General features: G+C 39.8%; 12 protein-coding genes. All 12 read left to right on the plus strand.

Translation table 11 applies throughout. From position 1 onward, the window contains the following. Positions 1-7 precede the first annotated feature (7 nt). Positions 8-3367 carry a glycosyl hydrolase gene (locus tag OLM34_RS09200; RefSeq protein ID WP_264406812.1) on the plus strand — a complete coding sequence of 1120 codons (3360 nt, stop codon included), beginning with the start codon at positions 8-10 and terminating at the stop codon, positions 3365-3367. Positions 3368-3454: 87 nt separating this feature from the next. Further along, complete coding sequence (locus OLM34_RS09205; RefSeq protein ID WP_413777216.1) at positions 3455-4825, plus strand: sialate O-acetylesterase; 1371 nt, start codon at positions 3455-3457, stop codon at positions 4823-4825. Next, complete coding sequence (locus OLM34_RS09210; protein WP_264406814.1) at positions 4825-7122, plus strand: DUF5703 domain-containing protein; 2298 nt, start codon at positions 4825-4827, stop codon at positions 7120-7122. The genes OLM34_RS09205 and OLM34_RS09210 overlap by 1 nt, the downstream gene beginning before the upstream one ends. 4 nt (positions 7123-7126) lie before the next feature. Then, a complete protein-coding gene (locus OLM34_RS09215; protein ID WP_264406816.1) occupies positions 7127-9748 on the plus strand; it encodes a glycoside hydrolase family 2 protein in 2622 nt (873 codons plus the stop codon). A gap of 23 nt (positions 9749-9771) precedes the next feature. Continuing rightward, positions 9772-10704: an aldo/keto reductase gene (locus OLM34_RS09220; protein ID WP_264406817.1), complete on the plus strand. Its 933-nt coding sequence runs from the start codon at positions 9772-9774 to the stop codon at positions 10702-10704. Positions 10705-10716: 12 nt separating this feature from the next. Continuing rightward, positions 10717-11730: a zinc-binding alcohol dehydrogenase family protein gene (locus tag OLM34_RS09225; protein ID WP_264406818.1), complete on the plus strand. Its 1014-nt coding sequence runs from the start codon at positions 10717-10719 to the stop codon at positions 11728-11730. Positions 11731-11736: 6 nt separating this feature from the next. Further along, positions 11737-12660 (plus strand): amidohydrolase family protein, encoded by a 924-nt coding sequence (locus OLM34_RS09230; RefSeq protein WP_264406819.1) that lies wholly within the window; start codon positions 11737-11739, stop codon positions 12658-12660. Between the two features lie 103 nt (positions 12661-12763). After that, positions 12764-13687: a dihydrodipicolinate synthase family protein gene (locus tag OLM34_RS09235; protein ID WP_264406820.1), complete on the plus strand. Its 924-nt coding sequence runs from the start codon at positions 12764-12766 to the stop codon at positions 13685-13687. Positions 13688-13729: 42 nt separating this feature from the next. Then, a complete protein-coding gene (locus tag OLM34_RS09240; protein WP_264406827.1) occupies positions 13730-15193 on the plus strand; it encodes a sodium:solute symporter family protein in 1464 nt (487 codons plus the stop codon). Between the two features lies 1 nt (position 15194). Beyond that, entirely contained in the window at positions 15195-19565 is a 4371-nt protein-coding gene (locus OLM34_RS09245; RefSeq protein WP_264406828.1) for a hybrid sensor histidine kinase/response regulator transcription factor, read from the plus strand. A gap of 78 nt (positions 19566-19643) precedes the next feature. Then, entirely contained in the window at positions 19644-22742 is a 3099-nt protein-coding gene (locus OLM34_RS09250; RefSeq protein WP_264406829.1) for a DUF6298 domain-containing protein, read from the plus strand. Positions 22743-22871: 129 nt separating this feature from the next. Further along, positions 22872-23093, plus strand: coding sequence for an RNA polymerase sigma factor (locus OLM34_RS11485; RefSeq protein WP_264406822.1), 222 nt, complete (start codon positions 22872-22874; stop codon positions 23091-23093). Positions 23094-23166: the final 73 nt, after the last annotated feature.

Below are 23166 nucleotides of genomic sequence, written 5' to 3' on the forward strand. Positions count from 1 at the left end.
ATATGATATGAAGCGATATAGGATTGGCGTAGCAGTGATATTGTTTTCTGTTTTCGTAGGCAGTGGCTTGGCACAGAAAACTTCATTAGAGGAGCAATTTCGCAATCCTGTTTCTGAAGAAGCTTCTCCTTGGTCTTTTTGGTATTGGATGTATGGTGCTGTTTCGAAAAAAGCTATCACGGCCGATTTGGAAGCCATGAAGGAAATTGGTTTGGGTGGAACTTATTTGATGCCTATTCGAAGCCCGTCCGACAACACTTCTTTCGTTTATTCGCCTGCCTATGAACAATTGACACCTGAATGGTGGGAGTTGGTTCGATTTTCCATGGAAGAAGCCGATCGATTGAAACTCAAATTGGGAATGCACATTTGCGATGGTTTTGCCTTAGCAGGTGGGCCATGGATTACACCCGAAAAATCGATGCAGAAAGTGGTGTGGAGTGATACTGTTATTTCGGGAGGGGAGATAAAATGCCTACGCCTCCCCCGTCCGAAAACTTTCGAGAATTTTTATCGTGAAATCGCACTGTATGCTTTGCCTGTTGCCGATTTTTTTACGACAGATTGTTGCATGCCTCACGTTACCTCAAGTACCGAAGATCGGTTTCCTGTATATTTGGTGGATAGGTCGGCTTCCGGCACTTTCAGGAGTTCGTCGTATTGTTGGATACAATATGCTTTTGAAGAACCTTTCACTTGTAGATCAATAAAAATTGTTCCGGGCGGGAATAATTATCAAGCACAACGATTGTGTGTTTATGCAAGTGATAATGGAGTTGATTTCAAAAAAATAAAGCAACTTGTTCCTCCTCGACATGGATGGCAGAATACCGACGAAAATTTCACCTACAGCATTCCTGCAACTACTGCCCGCTACTTCAGATTTTATTGGGATCCCGCTGGTTCTGAACCGGGTTCAGAAGATCTGGATGCAGCAAAATGGAAACCCATTTTAAAAATCAATAAGATTTTTTTATCGAGTGAGGCGCTTATTGATCAATTGGAAGGGAAAAACGGATCAGTTTGGAGGGTAAGCAAAAGAACTCTCGTTGAGGAGTTGCCTGATGAAGATTGTGTGAAATTATCCCAAATCATCCGTTTAGATCCTTGCTCGTTAAACGGTGATGAGTTGAATACTGTTTTGCCCTCGGGTAAATGGAAGATTGTAAGGTTAGGGCATACATCAACAGGACATAGAAATGAGACCGGCGGAACAGGAAAAGGGTTGGAATGCAATAAATTTAGCAAAGAGGCAGTTAAACTTCAGTTTGAGAACTGGTTTGGGGCGGCTTTCAGAAAAACTGATCCTGTTTTGGCCAGGCGCGTTTTAAAATTTTTGCATGTAGACAGTTGGGAATGTGGTTGCCAGAACTGGTCGGATAATTTTCTTGATGAATTTGAAAAAAGAAGAGGCTATGATCTTTCTCCTTATTTACTCGTGTATTCCGGTATTCCTATAGAAAGTGCCGAACAAACGGAATCTATTTTGCATGATATTCGACAAACCATTGCCGAGTTGGTCGTAGATGTTTTTTATCAAACACTTGCCGAATTCTCCGGAACGTACGGTTGTAAATTTTCTGCGGAGTGTGTTGCCCCAACGATGGTAAGTGATGGGATGCTACATTATCAAATGGTTGACAGACCGATGGGGGAGTTTTGGTTGCAAAGCCCCACACATGATAAATTCAACGATATGCTCGATGCCATTTCCGGTGCTCATGTTTATGGGAAAAATATTATTCAGGCCGAGGGTTTCACCCAGTTGCGTATCATGTGGAATGAGAATCCTCGCATGATGAAACCGTTGCTCGACCGGAATTTCGCTTTGGGAATGAATAAATTGTTTCATCATGTTTATGTACATAATCCTTATCTTAACAAAGCTCCGGGTGTGACACTTGATGGGATTGGACTATATTTTCAAAGGGATCAACTGTGGTGGAGATATGCTAAAGCATGGGTGGAGTACATCGGTCGTTGTCAGACCTTATTGCAGTTTGGACATCCTGTTGTGGATATCGCAGTGTTTACCGGAGAGGAGACCCCTCGGCGGGCGATTCTTCCCGATCGATTGGTCAATTCCCTTCCGGGAATTTTTGGAGAAGAAAGAGTACAGACAGAAAAGAAAAGATTGGCCAACGAGGGCCAACCGCTCAGGATGATGCCGGTTGGTGTAACCCATTCCGCCAATCTTACTGATGCAAGTGACTGGATTGATGCGCTAAATGGTTATATATACGATTCGTTTAACCGCGATGCGTTGCTTCGATTGGCTGAGGTGAAAGATGGAAGATTGGTTTTGCCTGGTGGGATGTCTTACAAAGTGCTGGTTCTTCCAAAGCCTCACCCCATGTCTCCCGAGAGCAAGTATATGAGCAAAGAAGTTGCTGAAAAAATTAGAAAATTTCAACAGAAAGGACTAGTGGTTTTGTTGGGTGATAAGCCGGAGCTAGTTCAGGGTTTTTACAAGAAAAATCAATTTTCAGAAGCACTCAAAGAAATTGCCGAAGAAATATGGTCTGTATCTTCCGAATACTTGTTACCTTACCAACACGAAGATTTCAGCCAATTTGGATTGGAAAGGGATATTGATTTTAATGGAGAGAAGGATATTGCGTGGACACACCGTGCGGAAGAAGATACGGATATTTATTTTATTGCCAATCAACAGGAAGAAGAACGTCATGTGTGCATCTCATTTCGTTGTTTGGATCGAATTCCCGAACTTTGGGATCCCGTCACCGGGGAAATAACCGAAGCACAAGAATGGAGTATCCATAACAGGAGAACCCATGTTAAATTGAATTTGCATAAAAGTCAATCGGTTTTTGTGGTTTTTAGAAAACCAACCACAATAAAATCTTCAAAAAAATCATTTTCTTTGCCAAAAAGGAGAGTGTTGTCCGATTGTGAGTGGCGTATTTCTTTTGGAGAGGATTCTTCGGAAAATTTAATCTCATCGCAATTGTTCGATTGGAGCGAAAATGAGAGTAATACTATCCGCTATTATGCCGGCGAAGCGATCTATGAAACTCATTTCACATGGGATAACGATTTTTCCGATGATGCAGTTTATTTGCATCTTGGAGAAATAAATGTAATGGCCGAAGTTTTTTTGAACGATACGAATTGTGGCATTGTATGGACTTCACCAACCCATGTAAATATAGCCAAAGCAATGAAAAAGGGGAATAATAAACTGCAAATACGAGTTGTCAATACATGGGCAAATAAAATAAAAGGAGTTTATGAGAAGCATATCGTAGACGATAATGTATGGACTAATGCTCCTTATCGCTTGGAAAGTCAGCCTCTTCAGTCTTCGGGATTGTTGGGACCTGTAACTATTGAATATTTCGAATAGCGAGTAAAATATAATGTTTAGGAGGGTATGAAAAAGATAATAAAATTGTTTTTCTTGGTATGTGTTTTTTTTGTTTTTCCGTATGCTATGCATGCAAAAATTTCTTTGCCCGCATTTATTTCAGAGGGGATGGTACTTCAGCAGCAAACGAGTGCTTCACTATGGGGAAAAGCTTTGTCGGGTAAGACAATAACGGTACGAGCATCGTGGGACAATATGAATTATTCGACAAAAGCTGATAAAGAAGGTCGATGGCGAATTCAATTAAAAACGCCTCAAGCAGGTGGACCATATTTCATCGTTTTTTCTGAAGGAAACGATTCACTTACTTTGCACGATGTGTGGGTAGGTGAAGTGTGGCTTTGTTCCGGCCAGTCGAATATGGAAATGCCGATGAAGGGATTCAAGAATCAGCCGGTTGAAGGCTCTAACATGGATATATTGAAATCCACAAATTCCCAATTGCGACTTTTTACGGTTAAACGCCATTCTACCTTGGCAGCGCAGGAAGATGTAGAAGGGGAATGGCAAACTGCAAATCCGGTATCGGTGAGTGAATTTAGCGCAACTGCTTATTATTTTGGGCGTTTGCTTCAGGAAATTTTAAAGGTTCCAGTCGGGCTTATCTGTTCATCGTGGGGTGGTTCTCCCATCGAATCATGGATGGACCGGGATATGTTGCAGTCGTTTCCCGGAATTAAATTACCTCAAACCGAAGAAGATATCAAAGAAAAGAATAGAACACCTACTACGCTTTTCAATGGCATGATTGCTCCTTTGGTGGGTTTTGCCATAAAAGGAGTGATTTGGTATCAAGGAGAATCCAATTATGATCGCTATACCTCTTATGCAGATTTGCTTGTTGCGATGGTCAATGGATGGCGGATGAAATGGAATCAAGGCGTTTTTCCATTTTATTATTGCCAGATTGCCCCTTACGATTATAGGTTAATTACCCCGCATGGAGAAGAGGTTATCAATTCAGCTTATCTTCGAGAGGCTCAGTTGAAAGCAGAAAACAGAATTGAAAATTCCGGAATGGCCGTTTTGTTAGATGCCGGTCTTGAAAAAGGTATTCATCCTCCTAAAAAACAGATAGCCGGTGAACGGTTGGCATTATTGGCTTTTGCAAAAACCTATCGGATTGGTGGTATTGTTGCTGATTCGCCCGTTTATAAAGACATGACCATTAAAGGGGATACTGCGATATTGAGTTTTGACAGAGCCGAAATGTGGCTCACTGCACCGAAGGGGGATCTGGAAAACTTTAAAATGGCAGGGTTGGACAAAAAATTCTATCCGGCGGATGCTTGGATCAACAGAAGCAAGGTATATGTTAGATCTGAAGCTGTTAAGCATCCGGTTGCTGTAAGATATGCTTTTGAAAATTATGTTGAAGGGGATCTTTATGGAACGGAAGGATTACCCGTTTCTTCTTTTAGAACAGATGATTGGTAATGACAAATAAAATACTGCTTTTCGCATTTTCATTTTTATCTTTGATTCTTTGTCATTCGGTTTTTGCGAATAATAGCCGAGTTGATCGTTACAACCTCTTGTGGACATCTCAAAGTAAAGGTTCACATGAGTCTATGCCTTGCGGAGGAGGAGATATTGGTTTGAATGTTTGGGTTGAACAAAACGATGTGCTGTTTTATTTTTGTCGGAGCGGATCGTTTGACGAAAACAACAGTTTTCTGAAATTCGGACGGATTCGGATAAAATTATCACCGAATCCTTTCGGTAGTCGAGATTTTGCACAAGAGCTGAAACTCGAAAAAGGCTGTGTCGAAATCAAAGGTGGAGGAACAGAAATGCAGATATGGGTAGATGTTTTTCGTCCGTTGATTCATGTGGAAATAGCCGGTGTTACTCCCTTTGATATCGAGGTTTTTTATGAAAACTGGAGGTATGAGGATCGGCCTATAAGAAAAGGAGAGGGGAATGCGACTTCATATAAATGGGTTATTCCCGAAGGACTGGTTACCCGAAAAGATAGTGTCGTTATTGAAAACGACGCTGTTTGTTTTTTTCATAAAAACGATTCCCCGAATATTTTCGACAAAACTGTTGCTCAACAAGGGTTGGAAGCCGTCAAAAGTACCTTGTATAATCCCCTGGAAAAACTTATATTTGGAGGAAAATTGTGGGGTGATTATTTAGAATACAATCGATCGGGAACAGGCAGATATGCAGATACAGATTTCAAGTATTGGTCGTTGAAGAGCGTTAAATCTTCGACTTATCATCATGTGTATATTGCCTTACATACTGCTCAGGAGAATTTTTTAAGTGAATGGAAAGAAGATTTGGATTCAATACTTGTCGAGGCATACAATCCTTCGGCAAAAAGAGAAACTCAACAATGGTGGAGTGATTTCTGGGAGAGGAGTTTCGTTTTGATTGACAAGGATAATCAAGATTTTTCCCCATGGAAGATAGGGAGAAATTATCAGCTTTTTCGTTATATGTTGGGTTGCAATGCTTATGGCTCGTATCCCACAAAATTTAACGGTGGATTATTCACCTTCGATCCTTGTTTTGTCGATACCGCTCAATTTTTTACGCCTGATTATAGAAAGTGGGGAGGTGGTACTTTTACCGCTCAAAACCAACGTTTGGTGCATTTTCCGATGTTGAAAAGTGGCGATTTCGACATGATGAAGCCTCAATTCGATTTTTATTTGCGCCTACTCAAAAATGCAGAAACAAGGACCAAGATCTATTGGGGACATGAAGGTGCCTGTTTTACCGAACAATTGGAAAATTTTGGACTTCCCAATCCAACAGAATACGGATGGAAAAGGCCCGAATATTTCGACAAAGGAGTCGAATACAATGCGTGGTTGGAATATCAATGGGATACGGTGCTTGAATTTTGTTTGATGATCCTGGAAACGAAAAGATATTGTGATGCAGACATTGCTGCTTATCTGCCCCTAATAAAAAGTTGTCTCACTTTTTTTGATGAGCATTATCGATGGCTGGCAGAAAGACGAGGAATAAAATCGCTTGATCAGAACGGCCATCTTGTGCTATATCCGGGCTCTGCCTGCGAGACCTATAAAATGGCGTATAATGCATCATCCACTGTTTCGGCCTTGAAAGTCGTTCTGGAAAAGATGATTGATTTATCGGAGGATTTGGAAGAAAAGGATAGATGGACGAAGATGTTGTCGCGCATCCCTCCATTATCCTTAACAACAAGAAATGGAAAAAAAATGATTGCCCCGGCGAAATTGTGGGAAAGGATAAACAACGAAGAATCACCACAGCTGTATCCGGTTTTTCCCTGGCGCGTCTATAGTATAGGGAAGGAAGATTTGGATGTGGCTGTCAATACCTATTATCATGATCTCGACGTTGTGAAATTTAGGAGTCATGTGGGCTGGAAACAGGATAATATTTTTGCTGCTTGTCTGGGCTTAACTGAAGAAGCTAAAGAACTCACTCTTTTAAAGATGGCAGATGGTCCTTTTCGGTTTCCTGCTTTCTGGGGACCGGGTTTCGATTGGGCTCCCGATCACAATTGGGGAGGAAGTGGTATGATCGGTTTGCAGGAAATGTTGGTGCAAACTGTTGAAGATAGTATTTATCTGTTTCCCGCGTGGCCTAAAGAATGGGATGTGCACTTCAAATTGCATGTAGATAAAGGCACAACCGTAGAAGCCCGCCTGGTTGACGGAAAATTGCACAACCTGATTGTTTCTCCTTCCTGCAGATCAAAAGATATCGTAAACTGTATTCAAAATTGAAAATATGAAATCTCATTTTATTATTTTTATCTTGGCTTTAATAGGATTGTTTTTATCTCATGTTCAGGTGAATGCCTATAATCCTGAAATATCAATAGCCGGATTTTTTGAATTACCGGGTAGCGGAAGGATGATCTCTAATTTTAATCCCGGTTGGCGTTATTTTAAAGGGGATGTAAAAAATGGTGAATCGCCCGATTTGGATGATTCCGGATGGGAAATCGTTTCTACTCCTCACACTGTATCATTGATCCCTGCCGAAGGCAGCGGTGGAAAGAACTATCAGGGACCTGTATGGTATAGAAAGCATTTTATCTTGGATAAATCCTTGAAAGAGAGAGATGTATCTTTGTATTTTGAGGCGGTAATGGGGAAATCCACTGTGTATATAAACGGCAAAAAGATAAAAACCCATTTAGGAGGATATTTACCTTTTAGTGTTTCACTTACAGATGCCGGAGTGCAGGGTGGCGATACTTGTCTGATTGCCGTTTTTGCCGATAATAGTGATGATGGTAGTTATCCGCCCGGAAAGCCTCAATATGCCCTCGATTTTGCGTATCATGGCGGTATTTATCGGGATGTATGGCTTATTGCAAAATCTCCCGTAGCTATTACAGATGCCATTGAAGCCAATAAAGTGGCAGGAGGAGGTGTATTTGTTCACTACGACAATATCAGCGAGGAAAGTGCTGATATTTTTATCGATACGGAGATAAAGAATTCCGATAAGAGCAAAAGGGACGTTTATCTGATAACTGAACTTTGCGATCATTCCGGGAAAATGATAAAAAAAGAAAAAAAACGATTAACCTTAGGGAAAGGCGAAACAAAAACCGTTTACCAAAAAATGAGAGTGCGACATCCACATTTATGGTCTCCACGTGATCCTTATTTATATCGCCTGAATTTACGGGTAATGGAGGGGGAAAACTCGTTGGATGGAGGCACTCTGAGAATCGGGATACGAAAAGCGGAGTTCAGAGGAAAGGAGGGATTTTATCTGAATGGAAAACCTTATGGACAGTTAGTAGGAGCCAATCGTCATCAAGATTTCGGTTATGTTGGGAATGCGCTTCCAAATTCTCAGCAGTGGAGAGACGCCAAAAAGTTGCGTGATGCCGGTTGCGAAATCGTACGCTCGGCTCATTATCCCCAAGATCCGGCTTTCATGGATGCTTGTGACGAATTGGGTATGTTTGTTATCGTGGCTACACCCGGTTGGCAATATTGGAACAAAGATCCCGAATTTGCACGGCTTGCAAATGAGAATACACGTCAGATGATCCGAAGAGACCGTAATCATTCTTCCGTTTTGGTTTGGGAGCCTATTTTGAATGAAACCCGCTTCCCCCTTGATTTTTCTTTATCTGCTTTGCAAGCCACCAAAGAAGAATATCCTTATCCTGGTGCCCCGGTAGCTGCCGGCGATTTGCATTCGGCAGGTATAGCGGAACATTACGGATTGGTCTATGGATGGCCGGACGACGAGGGGAAAGTCGAACAATGTATTTTTACCAGAGAATTCGGTGAGAATGTAGATGATTGGTATGCCCATAATGCCAATAATAGGGCATCGCGCAATTGGGGCGAGCACCCCCAGTTGGTGCAAGCACTTTCTTTGGCACAGTCTTATGGGAATATGTTTAGAACCACCGGTCAATTTATCGGTGGAGCGCATTGGCATCCTTTTGACCATCAACGGGGCTATCATCCCGATCCGTATTGGGGTGGAATATATGATTGTTTCCGTCAACCCAAGTACGCTTTCTATATGTTTAAAAGTCAGGTTGATGCCAAAGCTGTTCATCCCGTGGCAGATGTAGGTCCGATGGTTTATATTGCACACGAAATTACTCCTTTTTCTGATTCCGATATTGTTGTCTTTACCAATTGCGATTCGGTTCGTTTAATTTCTTATGAAAAAGATACACTGATTCAGAAAGTTATTCATGAAGAAAAAGGCATTCCAAACGTGCCTGTTGTGTTTAAGGATGTTTTCGATTTTTGGGAAATGAGAGAATATACGTATGTACAAAAGAATTGGCAAAAGGTGAATTTTGTTGCCGAAGGAATCATAAATGGAAAAGTTGTGGCAACACATAAGCGGATGCCATCAAGACGTTCGACAAAACTTCGATTGATATTGGATCATGAAGGACAATCGTTGATTGCCGACGGGTCGGATTTTGCTGTAGTCATAGCCGAAGTTACTGATGATAATGGAAATGTAAGAAGATTGGCCAAGGAGAATGTTCTTTTTTCGGTTGAAGGCGAAGGTACCATTATCGGTGATGCTCAGATAGGTGCTAACCCGCGAGCAGTGGAGTTTGGTTCTGCGCCGGTATTGATTCGCTCAACCAAAAAAGCCGGAAAAATAACCGTAAAGGCACGTCCTCTCTTTGAGGGTGTACACACGCCGGCATCGGCAGAGATTGTTATTGAAAGTGTGCCTCCTAAACAGGTTTTATGTTATCTGGAGGATAATGAGAATTTTATGTTGGATGACAAAAGCCATTCTCCCGAAGATGGTAAGCAGCAACTTACACCAGAGGAAAAAGAAAAGGCATTAAAGGAAGTTGAACGACAACAAAGAGAGTTTGGAGAAAAATTCAAAAAGGAATAACGAATTAGGTAAGGAGTAAATTTATGGAATACAGGTCATTGGGCAAGACAGGGATGAAGCTGTCCGTTTTGGGTTTTGGAGCCTCATCGCTTGGAGGAGTTTTCCATTCGTTAAAAGAAGAAGAAGGCATCCGGGCTGTACATACGGCACTCGATAACGGGATCAATTTTATCGATGTTTCACCCTATTACGGTTATTACAAAGCCGAACAGGTGCTGGGCAAAGCTTTGAAAAACATTGAACGGTCGCGTTATTATCTTTCCACCAAAGTGGGCCGATACGGTGATGACGGCAAAAATTACTGGGACTATTCGGCTAAAAGAGCGCAAGAAAGCGTATACGAAAGCATGGAAAGACTGCATGTGGATTATATCGACTTGATCAACGTGCACGATATTGAGTTTGCCGATTTGGAAATGGTGTGCAACGAAACTCTTCCCGCGTTGGTGGAATTGAAAGGGAAAGGCATCGTTAATCATGTGGGGATCACCAATCTGACGCTTCGTCATTTTGTGTACGTGATCAATCATGTACCGGCCGGAACGGTAGAAAGTGTTTTGTCTTTCTGCCATTATACCTTGCAGGATGATTCATTGGCTGATTATCTCGATTTTTTTGAGGAACACGAAGTGGGTGTCATCAATGCCTCCCCTTTTGCTATGGGGCTGTTGACCGAAAGAGGAGCACCGGCATGGCATCCTGCACCCAAACCGCTGCAAGATGTATGCAGAAAAGCGGCAGAATATTGTAAGAGCAAAGGGAAAAGTATCGAAAAACTGGCCATTCAATATGTCGTTTCCAATCCAAGAATAACCACCACTTTATTCAGTACTACACGTCCTTCGGCGGTACTTGATAATATTCGCTGGATTGAAGAACCCATGGATGAGGAATTACTGGAGGAGGTAAGAAAAATACTGGAACCCCGTTTTCGGGATACCTGGTTAAACAGTTAAAAGATGAACAAGATGAAAGCAGTGCACATTTCCGGAAACGGAAAAGTTTCCCTTATAGAAAAAGAAAAGCCTGTTCTCCAAAAAGGAGAGGTATTACTGAAAATTCGTTATGTTGGTTTTTGCGGATCCGATTTGAATACTTTCCTGGGGAATAACCCCATGGTAAAATTACCCGTGATTCCCGGTCACGAGATCGGAGCTGTAGTGGAAGAAGTAGCGGAAGGCGTTCCGGATGTTATAAAGAAAGGGATGGCTTGCACAGTAAATCCATATACTCATTGCGGGTATTGTTCTTCTTGCCGCAACGGAAGGCCTAATGCCTGCAGGTATAATCAAACTCTTGGCGTTCAACGCGACGGAGCCATGTGCGAATACCTTGCCGTGCCATGGGAAAAGATCATTGCGGACGATAAAATTAACGTACGTACCCTGGCGTTGGTGGAACCTATGAGCGTGGGGTTTCATGCCGTATCGAGGGCAGAAGTTGCCGATACCGACACCGTGATGGTTATTGGTTGCGGTATGGTCGGCATGGGAGCGATAGTGCGGTCGGTCATCCGGGGAGCACGTGTGATAGCTGTTGATGTGGATGACGAAAAACTGGGAATTGCCAAAAAGTTGGGAGCAGGATATGGTATCAACTCTAAATCGGAGAAGGTGCATGAACGGTTATCGGATATCACACAGGACATGGGCGCCGATGTGATAATCGAAGCCGTAGGATCGCCGATAACTTACCGGATGGCTGTCGATGAAGTTGCTTTTACGGGAAGAGTCGTTTGTATTGGATATGCCAAATCGGAGGTCGCTTTCGATACAAAATATTTTGTATCGAAGGAATTAGACATCAGGGGATCGCGCAATGCCTTACCCGTTGATTTCAGGGCTGTGGTTCAATATTTCAAACGTAACAACATATCTGAAACCTTCATCAGCGCCATTTATCCGCCCGAAAAAGCCGGTGAAGCTTTGGAATACTGGGCAACAAATCCCGGTAAAGTCTTTAGGATACTAATCGAATTTTAAAACAGGATGGATTATACGATAATTGATGCCCATGCGCATCTTTGGCTTAGACAGGATACGGAAGTAAATGAACAGAAGATTCAAACTCTGGACAACGGTAAATCGTTGTTCATGGGCGAAATCCGTCAAATGTTGCCACCTTTCATGATAGACGGGCGGAATACGGCGGAAATTTTTTTGTCGAATATGGATTATGCCCGGGTGTCGGCTGCCGTTATCACACAAGAATATATCGACGGACTTCAAAACGATTATTTATGGGAGGTTCAACATAAGTATCCTGACCGTTTCCTTTGTTGCGGCATGGTTGATGTCCGCAAGAAAGGGTATTTGGAACATGCACGAGCACTCATCGAAAAAGGATTCAAAGGAATCAAACTACCGGCTAATCGTTTTTCATTGCCTGGGGGAAGAATATTCTTGACTGCGGACGAGATGATGCAGATGTTCAAACTGATGGAAGAGAAGGGCGTTTTTCTTTCGATAGATTTGGAAGAGGGAACATCACAAGTTGGGGAGATGAAGGAAATCATCGGCGAATGTCCCGACTTGAAAATAGCCGTAGGCCATTTCGGGATGGTCACCTATCCCGACTGGCAGGAACAGATCAAGTTGGCAAGGAACAAAAATGTGATGATTGAATCGGGAGGGATTACCTGGCTGTTTAACGATGAATTTTATCCGTTTAAAGGAGCTGTCTGGGCAATTAGGGAAGCCGCATCGCTGGTAGGGATGGATAAACTGATGTGGGGTTCGGACTATCCGCGTACGATCACGGCTATTACCTATCGTATGTCTTACGATTTTGTTTTGAAAAGCGACCTTCTTGACGAAGAGGAAAAACGGAAGTTCCTCCGATCGAATGCCGAGAAATTTTACGGCTTCACCGATCTTGTTTCCCTGCCTTATATTAAAAACATGTCCGAATAAGGTTTTAATTTATTCGAATCGTATGGTAAAATTGATTGATGAATTCCATATGTGAAAATCGTAAAAGAAGGGTTTTTTAGATAAATTTTTATTAATAGAGTATATGATTCAAAAACATAATAATCCGTTGAGGGGAATTATCGTTCCTCTGGTCACTCCGTTATTGAATGACAATGTATTGGACTTCGAGGGATTGGATAATTTAATAACCCACGTTATTAAAGGAGGTGTGTCAGGAATTTTTTTGCTTGGGACCACCGGAGAAGCGCAAAACTTGAGTTACGAGTTAAGGAGAAAATTAATAAAAGCTACGTGCGAAAAAGTAGGTTCAAGAGTTCCTGTTTTAGTGGGAATTTCTGATACATGTATCGACGAAAGTGCCCGATTAGCAGCTTATGCTGCACGATGTGGAGCCGATGCCGTGGTTGCCGCACCGCCTTATTACTATATCCCCGGACAAGTTGAACTTATCCAATACTATACACGTTTGGTTTCAAAAATTGATTTACCGTTATTTTTATACAACATGCCGGCCAATGTGAAAATATATATCGAACATCAGACGGTTCTTGAATTGGCCGAAAATCCGAAAATTATCGGTTTAAAAGATAGTTCTGCAAATGGTGTATATTTCCAGAAGTTGCTTTATTCTTTTAAAAATAAGCCTTTTACCCTGTTTGTAGGACCTGAAGAAATGATGGCGGAAATGGTACTGATGGGAGGCCATGGAGGAGTAAATGGTGGAGCAAATCTTTACCCTGAGCTTTATGTGAAGCTTTATGAGGCGGCTTTAACAAAAAACATGGAAGTCATTCAACAATTGCAGTCGTTAGTAATGGAAATCAGTAATTCGCTCTATACGGTAGGTAAATACGGATCGAGTTATTTGAAAGGATTAAAAACGGCATTGAATTTAAAAGGAATTTGTAGCGATTACATGTCGGAGCCTTTCAACAAATTCGAACAAAAAGAAAGAAATATTTTAGCCGATCGGATGGAGACAATTGAAGGGAAAATGATCTTGTAGTAATATGAATTGCTAAGCGCAGATGGTAAAAAGATGATGCAGATTCATATATTGGATATCGTTATATTCCTGGTTTTTACACTTGGAACCGTACTTTTTGGGGTATCTTTTTTTCGTAAAAATAAAGATGTATCCGATTATACGAAAGCTGGAGGTAACGTGCCGGGTTTTATTGTTGGCATGTCTATTTTTGCTACTTATGTGAGCAGTATAAGTTTTTTGGGGTTACCGGGAAGTGCTTATTCGGGAAATTGGAATTCATTTGTGTTTAGTCTTTCCATTCCCATAGCATCTATCGTTGCCAGTAACTATTTTGTTCCCTTTTATCGAAAAATAAGCAGTGTTTCTGCATACAGTTTTTTGGAGGAAAGGTTTGGATATTGGGCGAGAGCCTATGCTGCTGTGTGTTATTTGTTAACTCAAGTTGCCCGCATAGGTTCTGTGCTTTTTTTGTTGGCATTAGCCTTACATTTCATGCTTGGATGGAGCATCTCTTCAATTATCATCATTACAGGGTTGTGTGTTGTTATTTATTCCGTATTAGGTGGAATAAAAGCCGTGATATGGACGGATGCCATTCAGGGTTTAATTTTGATTGTCGGAGCATTGGTTAGCGCCATTGTTTTACTCATTTCATTACCGGAGGGGATGAGTCAGTTTTTTGCAGTAGGAAAAGAATTCGATAAATTTTCTTTAGGCTCTTTTAATTGTGAGCTGAATATGCCCACTTTCTGGGTCACGCTATTTTATGGGTTATTTATCAACCTGCAAAATTATGGCATTGATCAGAATTACGTTCAACGCTACAAAAGTGCAAAGGATGAAAAAAATGCCCGTTTTTCTGCCTTGTTTGGAGGATTATTGTATTTGCCTGTCAGTTTTTTGTTTTTTATCATCGGCACAGCTTTATTTGTCTATTATAAGGTTCAACCCGGATTATTGCCTGAATATATTACAGGAGATCAGGTGTTTCCATATTTCATTGTAAACGGGTTACCCGTTGGAGTTACCGGATTGTTGATTGCGGCTATATTTTCGGCTGGTATGAGCACGATTTCTACGAGTATAAACAGCTCGGCAACTATTATATTAACCGATTTTTTTGAACATGGAAAAAAAGATATTTCGGAGAAAAAGAAAATGGTTATTTTATATACCATGTCTTTTATTTTGGGATTATTGGGAATTGGCATTGGCTTAGCTATGATGTCGGTGAAGAGCGCGTTGGATGCATGGTGGGGTATGGCATCAATTTTTAGTGGAGGAATGTTGGGGCTGTTTTTATTGGGATATCTTTCCCGTAAAGCAAAAAGTGTTCATGCTTTAATCGGCGTTGTCTGTGGCGTTGTGTTAATTGCTTGGATGACACTGAGTGGTCAGACATTATTTCATCATTATCTGGCGATAGTTTTCGGAACAATGCTTATATTTATCGTTGGATTTTTTGTTGGTCGAGTGGTGACTAAAAAAAATGATGAGGAATTCCTTTCAGGGGAAGATGAATAAGATGAAGAGATTGACTTTTTTGTTTATTGGCTTGTTTTTCATTTGTTCTTTTTTTGCAAATGGCAATATTATTGTTGAACATTATTCTACTGATGATGGTGTTCCGCATGAAACCGTTCATTGTGCCTTGAAATCTTCAGATGGTTTTTTATGGTTTGGCACATGGTATGGCCTATGCAGTTTCGATGGTGTAAAGTTCAAAACATATAATAGTAGAAACAAGTATCAAGCAACTATACCGCCTCGTAAGATACAGCATATAGCTGAAGATAAATATGGTAATCTTTGGGTGAAGACTATCGATCACAAGTTGTATATATTCGATAAAAAGAAAGAACAGTTTTATTCCCTTTCTAATGAACTGCCGAAAGAATTTTCAGTGAATGCTCAGGTCATTAAAATCTCCGAAACAAACGATGGGAAATTTCTTTTGTTAACCAAAGATAAAGATCTGTTGCTGGCTTCGCCTACAAAAGATGCACGTGCAACAGTGGTTTTATTGTATCGTTCCGATATTGAAACGGCTAATTCAAAATTAACGCATAACATTTTTCATGAAAGCAAAGAATTCATCAATTGGGTTGGGGTAGATTTTTCCATTATTTCGTGTCGGAAAAATCAACTATTGGAAAAAGAAGCTGCTCATTATATTACTCAAAAACTATCCAAAATTTCCGTTTCACCTTATACATCTTTTTGTTTTATGAATGATGTGTTCTGGTTGGGAGATCAAAAAGGGAATGTTTTCAGCATAAATTTGAACAATGGAGATATTGAACTCTTCGATCAATTGAGCGGATTAGGAGAAATTCAAAATTTACTGGTCGATAAGTCTAAGCTCTATATTGCGGTAAAAAATAATGGAATTTATTGTTGCGATTTGAATTCCAATTCAACTCGTTCTGTTTTTATTTCGACTTCGCTAACCATCACGAATTCATTTTGTGATAGCTATGGTTTGATATGGTTTGTTACAGCCGAAAATAAAGTCATATCGTACGACTCGAAGAAAAATCATGCTCAAGTATATACATTTCCTGAGGGAACAATTATTAATGAAGAGGTTACTTGGCAGGATGGCAAAGAGTTGGGGATGTTTTTTTTAACCAGGTCTGGTGCGATTGTTCAGATTGATCGTGAATATATGAAAATGAATGGGCTTGAGGATCAACCCGATAAAGGTATTTCTTTAAAGAAGCTATCGAATCTTTTATTCGATAATAACGGAATTTTATGGTTTACTTCCTATGACGAAGGCATTTTTAGGGTTAGTTTTCCTAAGCAACAGTTTCATTTAGTTAGTCCTGCTTACATTGGGAATAGCGACAAAGCGGGAATTTATTCGGTGGGGGTGAAAGCCCTTTTTCAAGAAGAAAATGGGGACATATGGATTGCTACTCGGATGTCGGAAGTTTTTCATTTCGGTAAAAGTGGAAAATTAAAACATCGCTTTTCGCGGGATAATTATCCTATCGGTAATGTATATCATATCATGCAGGATAGGCAAGGACGCTTGTGGTTTGCAACAAAAGGTCAAGGACTCCTATGTGCCGTTCCTGACAAAACAAATCCACTGGGTTTTCAATTTAAAAGGTTTATTCATAATCCGGCACTTGCGTCATCAATCAGCGGAAACGATATTTATTATACTTATCAGGACAACAAAGGAAGAATATGGGTAGGTGCTTTTGGAGGTGGGTTAAATCTGTTGCAGGAAGAAGATGAGCGTGTAATATTTAAACATAAATACAACAGTTTTTCGAAATATCCTGAATACGGACAATATATGGAAGTTAGAAATATTGTTGAGGATAAGGATGGTAGAATATGGGTAGGAACAAGTGATGGATTGATGTCTTTCGAAGGAGATTTCGATTCATCTGATAATATAGATTTCGAAATATATCGGAATAATTTAAGTATTAATAATGACGACGTTTACTGTTTGTATAAAGATAAAAATGGTCAGATTTGGGTGAGTGTTTTTGGTGGAGGCCTGAATAGACTAATGAAATACGAGAAAGAGAAAAAACATCCGTTGTTTGAATCGTATGGATTAAAAAGCGGGATTAACAGTGATGTTATTTTGTCAATTGTTGAAGATAATTACAATAATCTCTGGCTTTCAACCGAAATGGGGATCTCGCGGTTTAATTTGAGTACAAAAATGTTTCGTAATTTCGATAAATACGATGGATTCCCTTCGATAAAAATGGAAGAAGGAAGCGCTATGAGATGCAACGACGGAACCATCTGGTTTGGCAGTAAAGAAGGCATACTGCAATTCGATCCCCAAAAAATAACGACAAACAGTATAGCTTATCCCACCTATATTGTGGATATTAAAGTTTCCAACAAAGATTTCGACGAATGGAATACCGATAGTATTTCCGTCAAATATCTGGATAAAATCATGCTGAAGCATAATCAGGCCATGTTTACTATCGAATTCGCTGCACTCAATCACTATAACCAAAACCATATCAATTATCAATACATATTGGAAGGATATGAAAAAGAGTGGCATTTCAACGGGAAAAACAGGATTGCTTCATATACCAATGTGCCGCCGGGAGAATATTTATTTAAAGTCAGAACAATTGATGATGCCAATCCGGCTTTGTATTCCGAAAGGTCCCTTCATGTAACTATTCTTCCTCCGTGGTGGAAATCTACTGTGGCGTATATTGTTTATATGCTTCTTTTAACAATTTTCTTATATGCTTTGTTCCGATTTATTACGCTCATGATAAAGATGAGAAACGATGTTTATATCGAACAGAAGCTCTCTGATCTCAAAATAAAATTCTTTACGAATGTTTCTCACGAATTGCGAACGCCATTGACATTAATAAAAGCGCCTATTCAGGAATTAAAAGAAAACGAAAATCTTTCAGATAAAGGGAAACAATACGTGAGTCTGATGGAGAACAGTACGAATCAGATGTTGAATCTGGTTAATCAGATTTTGGATTTCAGAAAAATCGAGAACAAAAAAATGCGACTGCATGTTTCACCTGTCAACCTGAATATGATGGTAAAATCTTTTAATGATGAATTTTTAGTCTTGGCAGAAGAAAACGGTATCAATTATAATTATCATTTATTGCATGAAAATATTGTCCTATGGGCAGATAAGGAGAAGCTTGAAACAGTGATAAGAAACATCCTTTCCAATGCTTTCAAATTTACGCCATCGGGAGGGAGTGTTTTGATTACTGCAGGAATTGAGGAAGAAAACCAACAATGTTTCATACGTATTGAGGATACGGGAATAGGAATTCCTCAAAATAAATTGGATGAAATTTTTGAACGTTTTTCACAAGGTGGCAATATTCAAAATGTGGTATATCAGGGAACAGGTATCGGACTAGCTTTGTCGAGAGAACTTGTTCTTCTTCATCATGGTGAAATAAAAGTTGAAAGCGTTCAAAATAAAGGTTCGGCCTTTACAATTGAACTTCCTTTAGGGAAAAATCATTTTAATGATTCGGAAGTAGATTTTTATATTAGCGATATTGTTAAAGACTTTCCCGGTTTAGAAGGGGAAGAAAATGATGAAGCCGGAATTGAGGAAACAGCTGAGGCGCAATCCGATTTGCCTACTCTCTTGTTGGTGGAAGACAATAAAGCCCTGTGTAATCTGATTAAATTGCAATTAGAAGATAAATTTAATGTTTATATAGCCCATGACGGACAAGAAGGTCTGAAAAAGGTTCATCTCTATTATCCCGATGTGATCATCACCGATCAGGTAATGCCAATTATGGATGGACTGGGGTTGTTGGAACAAATACGGGATGATTTTCGGATAAGTCATATTCCGGTAATTCTGCTTACTGCAAAAAATGATGAGGAGATCAAGATTCGATCTCTTCATTTGGGCGCAAATGCTTACATAACAAAGCCATTCAGTAAGAAACATTTAATAGCAAGAATAGAGCAGTTATTAAATGAAAGAAAATTATTTAGAGAAAGATTTTGGAATAAAAATGAAAATTCAGATCAGCACTCTGATGATTTCGGGAGATATTTTATAGAAAAGGATGTAGATTTTTTAAATAAGATTCGTCAAATCATAGAAGAAAATCTGGATAATAGCGATTTCAATATCGATGCTATCGCGTCGAGTTTAAATTTAAGTCGTTCCGCTTTCTTCAAAAAATTGAAAAGTATTACCGGATTAGCTCCGGTAGATCTTGTAAAAGATATTCGATTAAATAAAGCAGTTGAACTGATGAGAAAAACCGATATGTCGATATCGGAAATTGCTTTCGCCGTTGGTTTTAAGGATGCAGGGTATTTTGGGAAATGTTTTAAGAAAAAATACCAATTGTCACCACGTGATTATTTAAATGCTTATAAAAAATAAGCGTAAATCGCATTACATAAATTCCCTCAAATCGTCTTATTAAATAAGACAATAATCGATAGGATGTTGGTACGAAAAATAAACATATGGATAACCCTGATTTTCTATTTATTGGCAAATTACTTCGTTGCTTCACAGAATCCATCTTTGAATGTCAATAATGGGAAATTGATCTATAACGTTGATAGTTTAGGGAATAGGGTCCTCGATTTTTCTTTTTGTGGTTATCATCACTCAGAGAAAGATATTCCTTTGGTAGAAAATAAAATTTTTGTGCCACATCAGGAAGGGAATTCCTCGCAAATGATCCAACAAGCTATCGATTTTGTTGAGACGCTTCCCTTGGATGCTTCTGGATTCAGGGGTTCTGTTTTATTGGATAAAGGCACATTCACTCTCAATGAACCCTTAGTAATTCATAAATCGGGAGTAGTCTTAAGAGGAACAGGTAAAAATGAAACCGTGTTGAAAAAGAAAGGTGTCTATCGAAATGCTTTCATTGTGATCGAGGGACTTAATACTATGCATTATATCGATACCCTTTCACTTCTTTCTGAATATGTGCCTGTGAATTCTCGTTTTTTGGTCGTAGATCAGGCATCTCGTCTTAAAAAAGGAGATCAAGTATTTATATACAGGCCTTCTACTGTATCTTGGATAAAAAAACTGGGTTGCGATCATTTTGGCGGAGGCATTACGGCACTTGGATGGAAAGAAGGAGATATTGACATTTATTGGGATAGAACTATTACAGATATAAAGGATAGTACCTTGGAAATTGATGCACCCTTGACAATGGCTTTGAATGCGAATGATGCTGCATGTAAGATATTTGTGTATGAATGGCCGGGACGCATTTCAAATTGCGGAATAGAAAATTTGTGGCTTGAGTCGGATTATGATTTGACTAATCTGAAAGATGAAGACCATTGCTGGACGGCAGTTTCTGTGGAAAATGCTTCGGATTGTTGGATCAGGCGGATTCATTTCAGCCATTTTGCAGGGAGTGCCGTAATTCTACAGCCAACAACATCCGCAATAACGGTAGAAGATTGCATTTCAACCAATCCTGTTTCCGAAATCGGAGGGATGCGGAGGAATACTTTTCTTACAATGGGACAACTCAATCTTTTTCAGCGTTGTTATTCAGAAGAAGGGATGCATGATTTTGCTGCCGGATTTTGTGCAGCCGGACCCAATGCTTTTGTCCAATGCGAAACCCTGAATTCTCTTGGTTATAGCGGGGCAATTGATAGCTGGGCGTGTGGGCTGCTCTTTGATATTGTTAATATTGACGGTCATGATTTGATTTTTAAAAATCTTGGACAAGACATCAACGGCGCAGGTTGGGGAACTTCAAACAGTTTGTTTTGGCAATGTGCCGCTGCCGAAATAAAATGTTATTCGCCTTCACCGGAAGACAAAAATCGAGCCTATGGATGTTGGGGACAATTCTCAGGTGATGGTGAATGGTATGAATCCAATAGTCATATACAGCCAAGAAGTTTTTTCTATGCACAGCTAGCTGAACGTTTAGGTAAAGATTGCGCTCTACGAGCAAGGATTCTTCCGGTTAATACCAATGCAACAAGTAGCCCTACTGTGGAACTTGCCATGCAATTAGCTAAAGAAGCGTATAAACCCAAATTAACGTTGAAGAAATGGATAGAGGATAGTTTATGCTTACTTACCTCTTATCGTGATAACCTGAAAAGTATTGAACAATTAAAAAAAATCGCTGAGGTTAGACCTCAAAAAACAATTCATCCTATTGAAATAAAGAAAGGAAAAATAAGTATAGATGAACATTTGATAACGGGTGGAAGAATTGAAGTCCCGTGGTGGAATGGAAAACTGAGAAACAATTATTTGTCTAAGGCAAAGCCACATATAACTCGTTTTGTTCCCGGTCGAGAAGGATTAGGTCTCACAGACAGGATTGACTCGGTAATTGCTTTTATGAATGAAAATCACCTTGCGGTTCTCGATCATAATTATGGCTTATGGTACGACAGACGAAGGGATGATCATCAGCGTATAAGGCGAAAAAATGGCGACGTGTGGGGCCCGTTTTATGAACAAGCTTTTGCTCGCAGTGGAAAAGGTACAGCCTGGGATGGCTTAAGCAAGTACGATTTAAATAAACCCAATGCCTGGTATTGGTCGAGATTAAAAGAATTTGCCGACAAGGCCGCTCAAGATGGCATCCTTCTTTTTCATGAAAACTATTTTCAACACAATATCTTGGAAGCCGGCGCACATTGGGTTGATTGTCCATGGCGAACGGCCAACAATATCAATGCTTCCGGATTTCCTGAACCGGTCCCGTTTGCCGGAGATAAAAGGATTTTTATGGCCGATATGTTTTATGACATTACCCATCCTGAAAGAAGAGAATTACATAAAAAATACATCAGGCAATGTTTGAATGCATTTACCGAAAATAAAAATGTGGTGCAGTTAACCGGTGCCGAATTTACCGGTCCGTTGCATTTTGTTCAATTTTGGATAGACGAAATCCGAGAATGGCAAAAAGAAACCGGTGAAGATGCGCTTATTGCACTAAGTACAACCAAGGATGTTCAGGATGCAATTTTGTCGGATTCCGTTAGAGCTTCTGTTGTTGATATTATCGATATTCGTTATTGGCATTATAAAGATAATGGATCCCTTTATGCTCCGGAAGGAGGTAAAAATTTAGCCCCACGTCAACATGCCAGATTAATGAAGGTTGGGAAGGTGACATTCAAAGACGCTTATCGAGCAGTTAAGGAATATCGAAAAATGTATCCGCAGAAAGCCGTTACCTATTTTGCCCAAAATTATCCTGAAATGGCATGGGCTGTTTTTATGGCGGGCGGGTCATTACCGAGTCTTCCGTCTATCGATGATCCTTCTTTTTTGGAAGACGCTTTGAAAATGGATATTGCTGATACGGAAAGTAAAGGCTATTATCAATTGGAAAAATCCGATACAGGAGCTATTATTTATGTAGAAGATGTGTATTCCGAAATACGCATACCTCTTGATCCGGGATTGTATCAATTAAAATCTGTCAATGAAGTGACAGGGAAGGTCGCAATTATAGAAAATAAAATAAAGGTAAAAAACCACTATATATTGCATCTTTCGGGAGAAAATAACAGAATATATTGGTTTAAACGAATCGATCGCTAATTTTCTATGTTTTAAAACATATTTATCAATTTTTTCTATTCTAATACCAATTACTACCAGTTTTTTGGGAGTATGTCTTTTATGTTTGCAGAAAGAAAAATGCAAAACAAATAATACGATTTACTTTCCATGATTACGAATAATCAATACAACATGAATTGCGTAAATGCAGCAGATAGAGATGCGTCATACTTATTGGTTGAGTTTCAACAGGGGAATATTGAAGCATTTTCGCAGCTATACGATTTATATGCGAATGTTCTTTTTAATTACGGATGCAAGTTGACAAATGACCGTGTGGATAATCCGGAGCATGTCCACCCACTTTCCGGTCAAAATCCGGTGATTTAAGAAGATAGCAAATTCTTCGAAAATCAACCATTTTGTCATATATCCAAGAAAACAGCTTATATATTGTAAAAAT

The sequence above is a fragment of the Anaerorudis cellulosivorans genome, from assembly GCF_025943985.1.
GTDB classification, from domain to species: Bacteria; Bacteroidota; Bacteroidia; order Bacteroidales; family Dysgonomonadaceae; genus Anaerorudis; species Anaerorudis cellulosivorans.

Excerpts from the sequence above, each read along its gene's own strand:
- OLM34_RS09210 (WP_264406814.1), top strand. The coding sequence starts at position 4,825 with ATGACAAATAAAATACTGCTTTTCGCATTTTCATTTTTATCTTTGATT.
- OLM34_RS09225 (WP_264406818.1), top strand. The coding sequence starts at position 10,717 with ATGAAAGCAGTGCACATTTCCGGAAACGGAAAAGTTTCCCTTATAGAA.
- OLM34_RS11485 (WP_264406822.1), top strand. The coding sequence starts at position 22,872 with ATGATTACGAATAATCAATACAACATGAATTGCGTAAATGCAGCAGAT.
- OLM34_RS09235 (WP_264406820.1), top strand. The coding sequence starts at position 12,764 with ATGATTCAAAAACATAATAATCCGTTGAGGGGAATTATCGTTCCTCTG.
- OLM34_RS09215 (WP_264406816.1), top strand. The coding sequence starts at position 7,127 with ATGAAATCTCATTTTATTATTTTTATCTTGGCTTTAATAGGATTGTTT.
- OLM34_RS09220 (WP_264406817.1), top strand. The coding sequence starts at position 9,772 with ATGGAATACAGGTCATTGGGCAAGACAGGGATGAAGCTGTCCGTTTTG.
- OLM34_RS09230 (WP_264406819.1), top strand. The coding sequence starts at position 11,737 with ATGGATTATACGATAATTGATGCCCATGCGCATCTTTGGCTTAGACAG.
- OLM34_RS09245 (WP_264406828.1), top strand. The coding sequence starts at position 15,195 with ATGAAGAGATTGACTTTTTTGTTTATTGGCTTGTTTTTCATTTGTTCT.
- OLM34_RS09205 (WP_413777216.1), top strand. The coding sequence starts at position 3,455 with ATGCATGCAAAAATTTCTTTGCCCGCATTTATTTCAGAGGGGATGGTA.
- OLM34_RS09200 (WP_264406812.1), top strand. The coding sequence starts at position 8 with ATGAAGCGATATAGGATTGGCGTAGCAGTGATATTGTTTTCTGTTTTC.